At 46.6% G+C, this 15,463-nt stretch carries 15 protein-coding genes and 1 other RNA gene; 14 read left to right on the top strand and 2 right to left on the bottom strand.

Annotated elements, in window-relative coordinates; all coding sequences use genetic code 11:
- Positions 1-49 precede the first annotated feature (49 nt).
- The 13 genes from ACK28X_RS10640 (at position 50) to ACK28X_RS10580 (ending at position 9,764) form a co-directional block, all read left to right on the top strand.
- Positions 50-556, top strand: coding sequence for a DUF1465 family protein (locus ACK28X_RS10640; RefSeq protein ID WP_412058931.1), 507 nt, complete (start codon positions 50-52; stop codon positions 554-556).
- A complete protein-coding gene (ruvC, locus tag ACK28X_RS10635) occupies positions 557-1,045 on the top strand; it encodes a crossover junction endodeoxyribonuclease RuvC (RefSeq protein WP_412058930.1) in 489 nt (162 codons plus the stop codon). It abuts the gene before it with no gap.
- 37 nt (positions 1,046-1,082) lie between these two features.
- Positions 1,083-1,688, top strand: a complete 606-nt coding sequence (ruvA, locus tag ACK28X_RS10630; RefSeq protein WP_412058929.1) for a Holliday junction branch migration protein RuvA — start codon at positions 1,083-1,085, stop codon at positions 1,686-1,688.
- A 126-nt stretch (positions 1,689-1,814) separates the two neighbouring features.
- Complete coding sequence (gene ruvB / locus ACK28X_RS10625; RefSeq protein ID WP_412058928.1) at positions 1,815-2,867, top strand: Holliday junction branch migration DNA helicase RuvB; 1,053 nt, start codon at positions 1,815-1,817, stop codon at positions 2,865-2,867.
- Positions 2,864-3,328, top strand: coding sequence for a YbgC/FadM family acyl-CoA thioesterase (locus ACK28X_RS10620; RefSeq protein ID WP_412058927.1), 465 nt, complete (start codon positions 2,864-2,866; stop codon positions 3,326-3,328). Before ruvB ends, ACK28X_RS10620 begins: the two co-directional genes overlap by 4 nt.
- A 143-nt stretch (positions 3,329-3,471) precedes the next feature.
- On the top strand, positions 3,472-4,176 hold the full coding sequence (tolQ, locus tag ACK28X_RS10615; RefSeq protein ID WP_412058926.1) for a protein TolQ: 705 nt from the start codon (positions 3,472-3,474) through the stop codon (positions 4,174-4,176).
- Positions 4,177-4,188: 12 nt separating this feature from the next.
- On the top strand, positions 4,189-4,638 hold the full coding sequence (locus ACK28X_RS10610; RefSeq protein ID WP_412058925.1) for an ExbD/TolR family protein: 450 nt from the start codon (positions 4,189-4,191) through the stop codon (positions 4,636-4,638).
- A 3-nt stretch (positions 4,639-4,641) separates the two neighbouring features.
- The gene (locus tag ACK28X_RS10605; protein ID WP_412058924.1) at positions 4,642-5,718 is read left to right on the top strand and encodes a cell envelope biogenesis protein TolA; all 1,077 of its coding nucleotides are present in this window, start codon (positions 4,642-4,644) and stop codon (positions 5,716-5,718) included.
- A gap of 26 nt (positions 5,719-5,744) precedes the next feature.
- A complete protein-coding gene (tolB, locus tag ACK28X_RS10600) occupies positions 5,745-7,064 on the top strand; it encodes a Tol-Pal system beta propeller repeat protein TolB (RefSeq protein WP_412058923.1) in 1,320 nt (439 codons plus the stop codon).
- 107 nt (positions 7,065-7,171) lie between these two features.
- Positions 7,172-7,327, top strand: a non-coding RNA gene (gene ssrS / locus ACK28X_RS10595) — 6S RNA.
- A 149-nt stretch (positions 7,328-7,476) separates the two neighbouring features.
- A complete protein-coding gene (locus ACK28X_RS10590; RefSeq protein ID WP_412058922.1) occupies positions 7,477-8,040 on the top strand; it encodes a 5-formyltetrahydrofolate cyclo-ligase in 564 nt (187 codons plus the stop codon).
- On the top strand, positions 8,037-8,858 hold the full coding sequence (locus ACK28X_RS10585) for a TIGR00282 family metallophosphoesterase (protein ID WP_412058921.1): 822 nt from the start codon (positions 8,037-8,039) through the stop codon (positions 8,856-8,858). Before ACK28X_RS10590 ends, ACK28X_RS10585 begins: the two co-directional genes overlap by 4 nt.
- Before the next feature lie 159 nt (positions 8,859-9,017).
- Entirely contained in the window at positions 9,018-9,764 is a 747-nt protein-coding gene (locus tag ACK28X_RS10580) for a YebC/PmpR family DNA-binding transcriptional regulator (protein ID WP_412058920.1), read from the top strand.
- Positions 9,765-9,906: 142 nt separating this feature from the next.
- On the opposite strand, the gene rpmE is transcribed toward ACK28X_RS10580, so the two are convergent.
- The gene (rpmE, locus tag ACK28X_RS10575; protein WP_412058919.1) at positions 9,907-10,128 is read right to left on the bottom strand and encodes a 50S ribosomal protein L31; all 222 of its coding nucleotides are present in this window, start codon (positions 10,126-10,128) and stop codon (positions 9,907-9,909) included.
- A 122-nt stretch (positions 10,129-10,250) separates the two neighbouring features.
- Between rpmE and ACK28X_RS10570 the strand changes: the two genes are divergently transcribed.
- Entirely contained in the window at positions 10,251-12,080 is a 1,830-nt protein-coding gene (locus ACK28X_RS10570) for an ABC transporter transmembrane domain-containing protein (RefSeq protein WP_412058918.1), read from the top strand.
- Positions 12,081-12,460: 380 nt separating this feature from the next.
- Here the strand turns inward: ACK28X_RS10570 and ileS are convergent, their stop codons facing one another.
- Positions 12,461-15,382 (bottom strand): isoleucine--tRNA ligase, encoded by a 2,922-nt coding sequence (gene ileS / locus ACK28X_RS10565; protein ID WP_412058917.1) that lies wholly within the window; start codon positions 15,380-15,382, stop codon positions 12,461-12,463.
- Positions 15,383-15,463: the final 81 nt, after the last annotated feature.

Below are 15,463 nucleotides of genomic sequence, written 5' to 3'. Positions count from 1 at the left end.
ATCTCGCCCGTAAGTTGGATGTGAATAGGGAACTAGTGGAGGTGGCGTGATGCCGCAAAAACGAAAAAGCAATGAACATAAAGTGGTTATCAAAGAAAGCCTGTTTGATAAAGCTTTTAACCGCCTCTATCAACAAGCCATGCATCTCATTGAAGAAACTGCCGCCTATGTCGACGGGGCGGGTAAGGATGCTTCCCTTATGCTTGCTGCCCCCGTTGCAAACCTTTACGCCCGCGAAACTATGTATCTAAGCGCGCGCCTTATGCAACTTGCCGCTTGGTTTATACTAGAACGGGCTGCCAAAGAACAGGAAATGAAGCCTAGCCAAATTAGCAAAGAACGGGAAAAAATTCGCTTACAAACCCCCGCTTTCCATTGTGATTCGCCCCATTGGCCTGCTTTACCCACAAAATTTCATGCTTTAGTTGAGGCAACACGCGCTTTAGAAGAACGCGTAGCGCTTATTGAGAAAAAGCGCAGTGGAGAGCACGAACACCCGCTCGTCAGCCAATGGCAACGTCTACAACACGTGTTTTGCGCGCGCCCTAAAGGATAAGTGCAAGTGATTCGGCTCATCGGCATTGATCCCGGCCTACGCCACACCGGCTGGGGGATCATTGAAAGCCAAGGAAACCGCCTTCATTTTATCGCTGCAGGAACCATAAAATCCGATAGTAAAACTCCGCTAGCAGAACGCCTTCACCAATTACATCAAGGGCTCACCACGATCCTTGGGCGCTACCAGCCACAAGAGGCAGCGGTCGAACAAATATTTGTTAATAAAGATGCCGTTGCCACGCTTAAATTAGGGCAGGCGCGCGCCATCGCCCTTTTGGCTCCAGCCCAACACCAGATGCCTGTTTATGAATATGCCCCCAACCAAATCAAAAAATCAGTAATCGGCGTGGGACACGGGGAAAAGGCGCAAATCCATATGATGGTGAAAATTTTATTGCCGCGAGCCCAATTTGATACTAATGATGCCGCCGATGCTTTAGCTATCGCCATCTGCCACAGCCACCATAGACCAAGCATTAGGAGCTGATTCCTAACTATCTGACTCCGCATATAAAGGCATTAGCATGATTGGAAAATTATCTGGTATTTTTGACGAAAAATATGAGGATCACCTTATCTTAGAGGTAAACGGCGTCGGCTACGTGGTTTATACAACGCCGCGGCTTTTGAGCACACTTCCTACTCAAGGTGCAAGAATAAGCCTTTATATCGAAACCTATATGCGAGAAGATAGTTTGCGTCTCTACGGCTTTAGTAGCCTCCAAGAAAAAGAGTGGTTTTTATTGCTCCAAACAGTCCAAGGGGTCGGAGCCAAATCGGCTTTAGCAATTTTAAATACCTTCCTACCACTACAATTATCCCAAGCCATCGCTTTACGTGACGTAACAAGCCTTTGCCGTGCTCAAGGAGTAGGTAAAAGAGTGGCCGAGCGTATAGTAACCGAACTCAAAAATAAAGCGCCTTCCGCCCTCGCCACCCCATCTTCTCCTTCTATCAATCTCGAAGATTTGCACGCCGATGCAGCCCTAGATGCTCTCTCTGCCCTTAGTAATTTAGGCTATCCACGGGAATTAGCAGCTAGCGCTGTTCAAAAAGCCTTAATTGAAGCTGGCCAAAGCGCCGATGCTGCTAAAATTATCCGCTTAAGCCTACAAGAGCTCGCGCGCTAACCTCCAACAACGCCCAAATGCTTTTCTAACTCAGTGCAAAGGCTAGGCAACGCAATGAAGATAGCGTATAGAGGAAGATCATTCTTCCTTGCCGATAGTCCAAAAACCTGACCTGTGATACAATTTATGAATGACCAAAACCGCCTTCTTTCTAAACAAGCGCAAATAAGCGACACAGATCATGCCTTGCGCCCCCAATGCTTGGATGAATTTGTAGGGCAAGAAGCCGCGCGCGCCAATCTAAAAATCTTTATCGAAGCCGCCAAACAGCGCCAAGAGGCCTTGGATCATGTATTGTTTGTAGGTCCCCCTGGCTTAGGAAAAACAACGCTTGCACAAATCATGGCCAAAGAATTAGGGGTGAATTTCCGTTCAACCTCTGGGCCTGTCATCGCTAAAGCTGGTGACCTAGCAGCGCTTCTTACAAATCTCGAAGATCGTGACGTGCTCTTTATTGATGAGATCCACCGCCTAAGCCCCATGGTTGAGGAAATCCTTTACCCTGCCATGGAAGATTTTCAACTTGACCTTATCATTGGTGAAGGCCCAGCTGCTCGTTCTGTTAAGATTGATCTCGCAAAATTTACCCTTGTAGCTGCTACAACCCGCCTTGGATTACTAACGACCCCCCTGCGCGATCGTTTCGGCATCCCCATTCGGTTAGATTTTTATACAGTGGATGAACTAGAATACATCGTCACACGTGGAGCGAAACTTTTTCAACTGCCCATTACCAAAAAGGGTGCGCGGGAAATAGCACGCCGCGCCCGTGGCACACCACGTATCGCTGGCCGCCTTTTGCGCCGCGTGCGCGATTTTGCAGCCCTTGCTCCCGATAAGATAGTAGATCAGACCTTAGCCGACGCCGCCTTAGGCCGCTTAGAAGTAGATAGTTTAGGTCTCGACCAGCTTGATCGACGCTATTTAACTCTAATTGCTGAACATTTTAGCGGCGGCCCCGTAGGCATAGATACCATTGCCGCCGGTTTATCAGAACCCCGCGATGCAATTGAAGATATTATTGAACCTTACCTGATACAACAAGGCTTTATTCAACGAACCCCTCGCGGTCGACTTATGCGTCCTAAAGCATGGCAACATATGGGGCTCACCCCCCCAAATACTACAGAACACGACCTTTTCGACGTATCAGCCCCCGAAAAAAGTGAACAAAAATGAAATCCCACACGCCTCTAGAAGGAGTCTTAAGAGATGGTGCCCATTATCTCTCTGCTCGCGTTTATTTTGCCGATACAGATTTCACAGGCGTTATCTACCACGCCCGCTACTTAGAATTTCTTGAACGTGGTCGTTCTGATTTTTTACGCCTCTTAGGCCTCCATCACCAAACGCTCAGTTGTGGCGTATTAGGCGAAACAGCATTTTGGGTAGTCCGTCGCTTAGGGCTGGACTTCAAAAAGCCTGGGCATATTGATGATATTTTAACCATTAAAACACAATTACGCAAAATCAGTGGAGCGCGCGTGTTTATGACACAACACATCACGTGCCAAAATACAGTTTTGGTAGAAGCCGATGTCGAAGCAGCATTGATCAACCAAGCAGGAGCCCCCCAACGCCTACCTACAGCGCTAGTGGCAAAACTTGCATTCCAAAACCCAGCGCTTACTAATCATTAATCCTATGATTTTATAAAGAGGTGTGATTTATCAGATAAAAGACGCCTCTCCTTAGACTTTGTCTAAGAATCCTATCATCAAAGTGATTGACAAACCATGTCCTCATAAATCACTTCCTGATGTAAAACTCAAGGATATATACTATGCCAACTATTGCGCTAACAACCCCTGAATCTATGAGCTTATGGAGCTTGTTTTGGCAAGCCAATATTGTTGTCAAAATTATCATGGTCGGACTTTTGCTAGCATCCGTTTGGAGTTGGGCTATCATTATTGATAAAATTCTTGCCTATAAGCGCGCCCGAAAAGCTCTAAAAACCTTTGAGAAAATGTTTTGGTCTAGCCAATCCTTAGAGCAATTGCACCATCAACTACACAAAAAACACTTGCTGGGATCTGAAGCCATCTTCACAGCAGCCATGAATGAATGGAAGAAATCTTTCGAAAAAGGCGCCTGTGTACCAATTAGTTTACAAAACCGCATTGATAAAGCCATGGATGCAGCTATAAGCCGAGAGGTTGAGCGTTTAGAAACGCGGCTCGGCTTTCTTGCCACCATTGGTTCTGCCGCTCCTTTTATTGGGCTCTTTGGGACAGTCGTAGGGATTATGACCTCATTCCAGTCCATTGCCGCCTCTAAAAATACCTCGCTTGCTGTCGTTGCACCTGGCATCGCCGAAGCACTTCTTGCTACTGCAATCGGCCTTTTAGCTGCCATACCCGCGGTAATCGCCTATAATAAATTGACCACTGATGCTAGCAAAATAAGTAGTACTATGGAAGGATTTGCTGACGAGTTTTCAGCCATTTTATCGCGACAAATTGATGAAAAACTTTCCCCCCGCTGAGTGGAGCTCCCCATGGCTATGACATTTATGAAAAGGAATAAAAAGCGGCGCCGGTCGTCCCAACATTTAATGAGTGAGATCAATGTGACTCCCTTTGTCGATGTCATGCTGGTATTATTGATCATTTTTATGGTCTCAGCGCCACTTCTTATTAATGGCGTGCCGCTTGAATTGCCCAAAACCCAGGCTGGCCCCGTTCAGGCAGAAAAAACACCCCTCACCATTTCGCTAGATGATAAGGGCAAGCTTGCCATCAATCAAGATTATTACCCCACGCCCGAAGCCGTAGTTCAAAAACTAACCGCTCTTTTAATGGCAAAACCAGAACTTGCTCAAACCCGACTTTTTCTGCGCGCCGCAAAAGACATTGAGTATGAGCGCGTCTTAGCCCTTCTAGCTCTAATCCAAAAAGCAGGCTTCCAGAATGTCGCGCTTGCAAGCCTAAACCCTCAGAAAGCATAATTCATGCGCGTTGGTCTGACTATCTCGCTTCTTGCCCATGGAGCCATACTCACTTGGGGCTTATGGCAGCTCAAAACACCTGCTCCATTTGAAAGCGACTTAATTGAAGCCGTCGCCATATCACTCAAAGTTGCCGATGATAAAACGCAACTCGAAAAGGGCGAAAGTAAAGCAATAGAAACCCACCGGCCACCCGCTCAAAAACCTACCAAAAGCATCCCACAAAAGCCTGATGCCATACAAATAGGCGAAGAAACAAAAGATACAAAACTTCCCTTACAGGCCAAGGAAAAACCGCGCCCTATTGATAGCGCCCCCCAAAAAAGCGGCAACCCTATAAATGAGGATGACGTTCCGTCCATAAAACCACGACAAACCCCGCCGCCGGCGCCCCCTCTTAAACCGGAAAAGCCTATTGAGGCTGCTGCTCTAGCGAAAGAGATTAAAACAAATACGGTAAAGGACACGCAAACCTTCCCTTCCGTTGAACCCGCTATATCTAACGCCCCGGCCATAGCACAAAAGCCAGACTCAAATCCTAACTCACCTGAGCTCACAAACATCCCCCTCCCACACAACAAACCAAAGCCACCCCAGCCTGCACCTGTAGCTCCCTCTCAAAAAGGCGAAAAAACAGTTGATGAAATTCTAACAGACATCCCCCCCCCCCTCATTAACCGTAATCGTACTCAAGGTGGCGGAGCAGCACGTAGCCAAGCCAAAGCGAGCCTTGGCGCCAACAAAAGCTTAAACAACGAAAAAAAAATTGCTCAGAGCCTTGTCAACAGTGTAGGAAGATGCATCCAAAAAAAGCTAAAGTTAGTAGCCATTGGTGGTAATTTACAAAACCCACCCGTGGTAAATTTACAGTTCCACTTAAACGAAGCGGGGCTTCTCGAAGGCGAACCTCATGTCACTCCTGTTCGCGGTGATAGTGTCCTTCTAGATATTATGATTGCGCAGGTTTATGCCGCCGTCTATGCTTGTCAGCCTTATACTGACCTACCCAAAGAATATTATTATTTATGGCGGCAGGGCTTTGATTTTAATATTGACCCGCTAAAAGATCTATCGCCATAAAGGTGTTAAATGAAAGATTGCAAAGAATGACCGTACGGAAAATTAAACCAATTTTCACCCTCATCATAGCTATATCCATAGCTTTAGGGGTCAATAATACCTCCGCCTTTGCACAGCTAAAAGGCACTATCAACAATGCCGATTTTAACCCAATTCCCATCGCAATTACTGATTACCTCTCTTCCGATGGTATTGGTGCACAGATCTCTACTGTGATACGTGCCGATCTAGAACGATCTGGGCTCTTCAACCCTCTAGACCAAGCCAGCTTTCTTGAACGCATCACAAACCCAGACAGCGCTCCGCGCTTTACCGAATGGCAACAAATCGGCGCGCAAAGCCTTGTCACGGGGCGCGCCCAAATTGAACCCGATGGACGTTTACATGTCACCTTTCGCCTATGGGATGTGTTTAGTGGCAAACAATTAGAAGGTCGGCAGTTTTACACTACACCTGAAAGCTGGCGGCGTATAAGCCATATCATTGCTGATACCATATATAGCCGCCTGACAGGGGAGAAAGGCTATTTCGATAGCCGTATTGTCTTTATTGATGAAACTGGCCCCCGCACCGCGCGAATCAAACGGCTTGCCATCATGGATCAAGATGGTGCTAATCTTCGCTATCTTTCGAATGGTAGCGAACTCATTTTAACCCCGCGTTTCTCACCCATACGACAAGAAATCACCTATATGGCATACCCCCCCAGCCATATCGCCCATATTTATCTGCAAAAAATTGAAACAGGTGAACGCGCGTTAGTAGGTGCGTTCCCCAATATGACTATCGCACCGCGCTTTTCGCCCGATGGACAAAAAGTAATTATGAGCCTATTGAGCGACAATGGGAGCGCCAATCTCTATACAATGGACATCTTCTCACACGTCACCGCCCGCCTGACCCAAACAGCAGCCATCGATACATCGGCCTCCTATTCGCCTGACGGACAAAAAATCGTTTTTCAATCCGATCGCGCAGGCAATTCTCAGCTCTATATCATGAATGCTGATGGAAGCGAAGTCCGCCGTATCTCAAAGGGAATTGGTACTTATTCAACTCCTGTTTGGTCACCTCGCGGCGACTATATCGCCTTTACTAAACAGGCAGAAGGGCAATTTTCCATCGGAGTCATGCGCCCTGATGGCGAAGGAGAACGGCTTTTGACAAGCGGCTTCCATAATGAAGGCCCTACATGGGCTCCCAACGGCCGCGTCATCATGTTTTTCCGGCAAAACCCTGGCATGGGTCCTAAACTTTATACAATCGACCTTACTGGTCGCAATGAGCACTTGGTTCCTACGCCCCATGACGCGTCTGATCCGGCATGGTCGCCTTTGTTAAAATGAAATCGAACATATATGCCTCAAATAAATCCAGCCAGGCTAAGCGGCCTCCATACGCATAATTTTATCATAAATCTTGGCTTTGAAAGAAAAAACGCTTATACTAAGGATGCGTTCTGCACTTTCCGACAGGAGCTGAATCCCCAGGGCCTTATTGATCTCTAAGGGAGCTGTCCCTGGAAGGACTCGTGGGTCTTTCTATATGGCGCCCACCTACTATGTAGGTTCCTGGGATCAAATTTTCCATCGATTGTTGCGGTTCGCACCCAGCTTGCCATAGCTATAAGGCCTTAAAAGACAACTAGCTAACAAAAACAAACCTGTTAAAGTACAGAGCCTTAGCTCCTTCATTGACATCCATTTGCATGAGTAAGCAAACGCCTATAAAGGCGTACAGCAAGAATAAGATTAAAACGTGGATAAAAAAACTTTACGAAAAGAAGCTCTACAACGCCGCGCTCGCCTATCTTCCTATGCACGCCATAGCGCTGCAAAAGCTTTATGTCGCTTCATCAATATAATAATGGCGGATAAACCAAAAATAATAGCAGGCTATTGGCCTATTCGCGATGAAATTGATCCGCGCCCCCTCCTGAGTATCCTAAGGAAATGCGGTGTACAGCTAGCTTTACCTACCATCACCGACCCCCATAGCATGAGCTTTCGCGCCTTTGAGGACGAGCAATCTTTACGCCTCATGGCCTTTGGGATAAAAGGCCCAGCGCTTGATGCTAAGATACTGACTCCTGATGTTATCCTCTTACCACTCCTAGCCTTTGACCACTTTGGCACGCGACTTGGCTATGGCAACGGCTATTATGACCGTGCACTTGACGATTTGATAAAACGAGGACTGCAGCCCATCTGCTACGGGCTTGCCTTTTCTTGCCAGGAAGTACCTTTGATTATAGCAGAAAAGCATGATAAGCCTTTAGACATCATTTTAACCGAAACAAGTGAAATACGGCCGCGCTTATGAGATTTTTATTTTTGGGTGATATTGTTGGTAAAAGCGGGCGGCAAATTGTGCTTGAACGCCTCCCTAATTTAATCAAAAAATGGAACCTTGATTTCGTGGTCGTTAATGGTGAAAACGCCGCTGGTGGTTTTGGCATTACGCAAGCCATTTACGAAGAGCTCTTAGAGCACGGGGTCGACGTGGTTACCACTGGAAATCACGTATTTGACCAAAAGGAGACCCTCCATTTCGCACCTCATAGCGAACGCCTCTTAAGACCAGCCAATTATCCCGCCGGCACGCCAGGCAACGGGTCTGGACTTTTTATCACCAAAAGCGGCGCACGCGTTTTGATAGCCTGCATTCTAGGGCGTATCTTTATGCACCCTGATTTAAATGACCCCTTTGAAGCCGCAGCTCATATCATAGCTGCTTGCCCTCTACAGGAGCAAGCCGATGCAATCATTATAGATTTTCACGCCGAAGCGACGAGTGAAAAACAGTGTTTTGGCCACTTCCTTGATGGACGCGTTAGTGTCGTAGTCGGCACCCATACCCATATCCCCACGGCCGACGCTCAAATCTTAAACTACGGCACCGCCTATATGACCGATGCGGGCATGTGTGGTGATTATGATTCCTCACTGGGCATGAATAAAGAAGAACCACTCAACCGCTTTCTCACAAAAATCCCGCGCGGTCGCTTTGAGGTGGCTCAAGGACCGGCCACCCTTTGTGGCCTTGCAGTGGAGATTTGTAACAAAACAGGCCTCGCCCATAAAGTATCGCCTGTTCGGATAGGCGCACGCCTAAAAACCGAGTTACCAGATTTTTGGTAGCTTTACCTTTACAATAAATTTCCCTATAATGGCTTATTTGGTAAAATCTGCGCATTTTACTCGGTTTCAACGTGCCCTGTCAGCTTTTCGTGCGCTGTCATACGGAAGTATTGGCTTCTTTGCTACCGTTTGCTACAGGGCAGATCTAAAAGGTACGCCATGGCAGGCCATTCACAGTTTAAGAACATCATGCACCGTAAAGGGCGCCAAGATGCAATGCGCTCTAAAATTTTTTCAAAGCTCGCACGGGAAATCACCGTTGCTGCCAAATTAGGCACGCCAGACCCCACCATGAATCCCCGCTTGCGTCTTGCAGTGCAAAATGCCAAGGCCCAATCCATGCCCAAAGATAATATCGAACGAGCTATCAAAAAGGCTGCTGGTGGTGAAGGAGAAAATTATGATGAAGTCCGCTATGAAGGCTATGGCCCCGGTGGTATCGCAGTAATCGTTGAAGCTCTGACTGATAACCGTAACCGCACCGCATCTAATGTGCGTGCCGCTTTTACCAAAGCAGGAGGTGCTTTAGGCGAAACCGGCTCTGTGGGCTTTATGTTTCAACGGATTGGTGAAATCATCTATAAACCAGAAACGGGTGATGCCGATGCGCTCATGGAGGCTGCTATTGAAGCAGGCGCCGATGATGTCCAATCCAGTGAAGAAGGGCACATTATCCTTTGTGCTTTTGAAAATATAGGCGAGGTTTCAAAAGCTCTAGAAGCTAGTTTAGGCGAGGCAGAATCAATCAAAGCCGTATGGAAACCCACTACAAGCACCCCCGTGGATGAAGATAAAGCCCAATCAGTTTTGCGCCTTATCAGTGTCTTAGAAGAAGATGATGACGTGCAAAACGTCTATGCCAATTTTGAAGTTAGCGATGAAGTCTTAGCAAAGCTTTCCGCTTGACTCCCCATTAAAAGCGCCCCATTGCCACAAAGGCTTGATAAATCCTTGCACGATTAATCACAACAAAGCCCCCGTTAACGCCTAAAAGACCGGGGGCTTAAAATATTTTAAAACCTTATCGCAAAGGCATAATCAAAGATTTTTAAATACCAAGATTGCCAAAGCGGTTTTTAAATTTAGAAACACGGCCTCCGCGATCAACGAGTGTTTGTGAACCACCAGTCCAAGCGGGGTGTGTCGTTGGGTCAATATCAAGATTCATAGTGTCCCCCTCTTTGCCCCAAGTAGAGCGGGTGAAATATTCGGTACCATCCGTCATGACAACCTTTATCATGTGGTAGTCAGGGTGAATATTGGCTTTCATAGCACGTTTCCTATTATCTCTGTAGATTGAGCTGCAATCAAGCGAAGGCAAATCAATAAAATTTGCATATAACTAGCTAGTGCTATACAACAGGCTAAATAAGAGTACAAGAGAGGAATGTCATGGGCCACGCGGGTGGGACAAAAAAAAATCATTCACAAAAAGCTACACTAATACAAATAGAAAAACTGCACCCCTCCTCATCTTTCAAAAAGCCTTCCTTACGCCCCCTCACCCTCTTATGGCCCTATATCTGGCAACATAAAACATTGGCCGGCCTTGCTCTCCTTTCCCTTCTCGCTGCTACAATCACCACCCTATTGCTGCCAATCTCCATTCGGCAAATGCTTGATCACGGTTTTAGCCCTGGCGCAAACAAACCCATTACCCCCTATTTTTTAAACCTATTTGGCCTCGGTTTTCTCCTAGCCTTAGCATCATCAGGACGCTATTACACGGTTATGCGGCTAAGTGAGCAGATCATAGCAGCACTAAAGATTACTGTCTTTCGCCATATCAGTACCCTCTCTCCGTCCTTCTTTGACCAAAACCACTCAGGTGAAATTATCGCGCATCTTACCAACGACACGGCTCAAATCAAAGCCGCTGTCGGTTCCACTGCCTCCATCGCTTTACGCAATGGTTTAATGGTTATTGGTGCTCTTTTAATGATGATCATTACCAGCCCAAAGCTTGCAGCCCTTGTCTTGCTTTCCCTGCCCTTTATCCTTATCCCCCTTTTAGTTTTAGGGCGCAAAGTACGAGCACGCGCACGGATCGCTCAAGCCTGTTTAGCAAAGGCTCATGCTTTAGCAAATGAACATATAATTTCTCTTCGCTTAATCCAAGCTTTCAACGGAGAAGCCTTTATTATAAATCGTTTCTCTGCACATATCGATAACGCTTTGAAAGCAGTTCAAAAATCACTCTTCGCTCGCGCCTTTCTTTCTAGCCTAGCGATTTTTTTAGTTCTCACTAGCATTATCGGCTGCATATGGGTTGGCGCTTATGAGGTACAAACTAGCCGCCTCTCACCAGGCAACTTAGGGCAGTTTATTCTATATGCTATTTTTGCTGCCAGCGCCTTCACTCAACTTTCCGAAGTAGGAGCCGAATTAGCTCAAGCCGCTGGTGCTGGGGAGCGTCTCGCCGAGCTTTTACATGAAATGCCTTCAATCAACGCTCCTGCCTACCCACACAAAGTACCCGAATCACCACTTGGCGCTCTTAAATTTGAACATGTCACGTTTTGCTATCCTAGCCGCCCTGATACCCCCGTCCTCCATGATTTCTCCCTCACCATACAACCAGGCGAGACAATTGCTTTTGTAGGGGCTTCTGGCGCAGGAAAAAGTACTCTATTCTCTCTGATTTTACGCTTTTATGATCCCGATACGGGTCGCATTTTATTCGACGAAATCGACATAAAAACCCTCAACCCACAGACTTTGCGCTCTCAAATAGCCTATGTACCGCAAGATATTACTATTTTTTCAGGAACCTTACGCGAGAACATAGCCTTTGCCCAAACAAACCCTACGCCCGCCGCTCTAGAAGCAGCCGCTGAAACCGCTAAAGCCAATACCTTCATAAAAACCCTCAAAGACGGCTATGATAGCCACATCGGTGAACGTGGCCTCACCCTCTCAGGTGGCCAACGTCAGCGTATCGCCCTTGCTCGCGCCATTTTTCGAAACGCTCCGCTTTTATTGCTTGACGAAGCCACCTCCGCCCTTGATGCTGAAAGCGAACATGCCGTCCAACAAGCTTTGGATAGCCTTATCCAAACGCGTACCACCATCATAATTGCCCATCGCCTCTCTACAGTTCTCAAAGCAGATAGAATCATTGTCATGGAGAAAGGACGAATCATAGAAGAAGGTAAACACCAAACCTTGCTCGCTAAAAACGGGGCTTATGCCCGCTTAGCCCGCTTGCAATTTACAGCCTAAACATACATAAATCAAAATAACCGCCAGCCCTTAAAAACCTCACAATAATGTGTATTTCAAAAATATTAAAGTTAATCTATAAATAGTTATCGACCGCTTTGGGGCATGCAACAGTGAGATATTTATCTCACCGTTGCATGAGTGGGATGTATTCTATAAAGAAGATAATTTATATTAAAATTTATACCTACATCTCAAAAATGAAGGGCACGTTAATCAGCATAGCCTCCATTTTTGCGCGCTGAAATAAAGACATACTATCAATCATAATTCAGCAAAGCTAACCTAGTGCCCCTACAAACACAAACGCGCTAATAACCACACCCGCGGCTACCCGATGGTAAGGTAGGCGCGGATCTAAAATCGTCAAAAATCAGATCTTAAAGAGATAATTGCTGTAAAGCACGCAATTCACGTAAAGCAAAAGCATCACGCGCAGATACATCAGGAAATTCTGGATCCAACCCCACATCATCGCGATAGCGCCAAGAGCGGGCGCATTTTTTTCCTTGCGCGCGCGCAAATAAAACTCCTACTCCTGCTACGTCATCCAAAACGAATGCATCAGCTGGCGCAATATCAGCAATAATAGTTAGGGCGCTAGTAATACAGACTTCTGCCATATCACAACCCTCTAGCGCCTCTAGCAATTCAGCATTACCGATAAAAACATACGGTGCAGCCTCTAAGGAAGAGCCAATATGTTTTTGGGCTCGAGCGAGTTCTAAAGCACCCGTAACGACACGCCGAACTTTGCGAATTTTCTGCCACTTATGCGCAAGAGCCTCATTCTTCCAAAGAATTGGCGGATTGCGAAACGGTTCCAAATGCACTGAAAGAGCCTCAGGGCGCCGCTCAAGCCAAGCCTCTTCGGAGGTAAAGGGTAATATAGGCGCCAACCAAGTCACCAAATGCTCAAAAAGTACCCGTACCACTTGTAAGGCAGCATGGCGTTTTAAAGAAGATGGCGCTTCACAATAAAAAGTATCTTTGCGGATATCAAAATAAAAAGCCGAAAGCTCAACAATGGAAAAATCCAAAAGTGTGCGCGTGATCTTTTTAAAATCAAATTGATCATAAGAACTTTCTATCACAGTACCAACTTCATAAAGGCAGTGTAACATTAACTGTTCTAATTCGGGCAAATCATCATAGCAAATATCTTTGCCCTGATCATGGCTTAATGTTCCCAGCATCCAACGGATAACGTTACGAAGTTTGCGATAGGCATCAACATTAGTCTGCAAAATATTCTTGCCTACCCTTTGATCTTCCCAATAATCGCTCGTCATCGCCCAAAGGCGTAAAATATCCGCACCCATGCTATCAACCACTTTTTGTGGAGCCACTACATTTCCCAACGATTTTGACATTTTCTTGCCATTTTCATCCAACGTAAAACCGTTAGTTACCACTGTATGATAAGGAGCTTCTCCCCGAGTAGCACAGGCCTCAAGAAGTGAAGATTGGAACCAGCCCCGATGTTGGTCCGATCCCTCTAGATAGAGATCAGCAGGCCAACGCAATCCTTCGCGCTCTTCCAATACATAACTGTGAGTTGCACCCGAATCGAACCAAACATCTAAAATATCCATGACCTGCTGCCAAGGCTCATGAGCGCGCGAGCCCAAAAAGCGTTCACGCGCTCCTTCACGAAACCAAGCATCTGCCCCTTCTCGTGCAAAGGCATCTAGAATCCGCTGATCGACCGCTTCATCCTTAAGCACTTCACCCGTTTCGGAAACAAAAATACAAATCGGCACTCCCCAAGCACGCTGTCTTGATAAAACCCAATCAGGACGATCCTTAACCATACTGACCAAGCGCCTTTGGGCGTTCGCAGGCACAAAGCGAGTCTTTTTGGCCGCCTCTAAAGCGCGTTCACGCAAACTCCTCCCATCGGCCAAGGGTTTATCCATAGGTACAAACCATTGCGGCGTATTGCGAAATATAACCGGCTTTTTAGATCGCCAACTATGAGGATAGGCATGTTTAACTCGTCCCCGCGCAAAGAGATGATCCTGAGCAATCAAAGCGGCAATCACGCGCTTATTGGCATTCCCCACCTTACCCTGATCATCTAAAACCCGTGCCGCTCCCTCTGGCGCATCGGGGCCAAAATACGGTACATCTTTTGTATAATAACCCGCATCATCAACGGGGAAAGGAATAGCGCTATCAATACCCATAGCCTCAAGCTGAGTGCGGGCGCTTGTCCACAACTCAAAGTCTTCACGACCATGGCTTGGTGCCGTATGGACAAAACCCGTTCCCGACTCTTCGCTCACATGAGCACCTTCCAGCATAGGTACCACAAAATCATAGCCACCACCTAAACCCACCAAAGGGTGGGCAAGCGTCAAATGTGCAAGACAATCAACTGGTACAGTACTAAGTCTTTGGCATTGAATTTTTGCCTTTTTTGCGCATTCATCAACCAAGGCATCGGCAAATAACAATTTTTCACCGACCTGGGGGCCAAAATTATTTTCCGCCACTATCACTTCATAAAGCCCATAAGCAATATTGCCTCCATAAGCTACGGCGCGGTTACCAGGAAGGGTCCAAGGTGTCGTGGTCCAGATCACCACAAAGGCTCCAGCCAATTCAGGTACAGGGGTACTTTTGATCGGAAACTTCACAAAAACCGTGTCTGATTCGTGCTCATGATATTCAATTTCCGCTTCAGCTAAAGCTGTACGCTCCACTACCGACCACATCACAGGCTTAGAACCACGATAGAGCTGATCGGTATGAACAAATTTCATCAATTCTTGCGCAATCCGCATTTCTGCACGAAAATCCATCGTTGTATAGGGAGTCTTAAAATTCCCCATAATACCTAAACGCTGAAACTCTTCGCTTTGCACACCTACCCAATGAGCAGCAAATCGGCGACATTCAGCCCGAAATTCGTTTATAGGCACCTCATCTTTACTTTTGCCCTGAGCGCGGTATTTTTCCTCAACCTTCCATTCAATCGGCAATCCATGACAATCCCAACCAGGTACGTAATTGGCATTATAACCACGCATCTGAAACGACCGCACCACCGCATCCTTTAAAATCTTATTCAAAGCATGGCCAATATGAATATGGCCATTAGCATAAGGGGGGCCATCATGAAGCACATAAAGCGGCCGATCATGCGCCGCTTGCCGCAATTTCCCATAAAGATCAATCGCCTTCCAGCGCTCTAATAATTCTGGTTCTTTTTGCGGCAACCCCGCCCGCATCGGAAAAGCTGTTTTCGGCAAATACAGAGTTTTAGAATAATCAATTTCGGGCATCTTTTCACTCATGAAAAAGGTCCATCCATGCTACACGGTGATTAAAGGGCATACGCCCCACCCTTAATATACATAATCACCCTCATACGCAAT

It is taken from the genome of Bartonella sp. DGB2, assembly GCF_046843095.1.
GTDB lineage: Bacteria > Pseudomonadota > Alphaproteobacteria > Rhizobiales > Rhizobiaceae > Bartonella.
The sequence above is the reverse complement of the archived record's forward strand: the minus strand, read 5'-3'. Positions and strand labels throughout refer to the sequence as shown.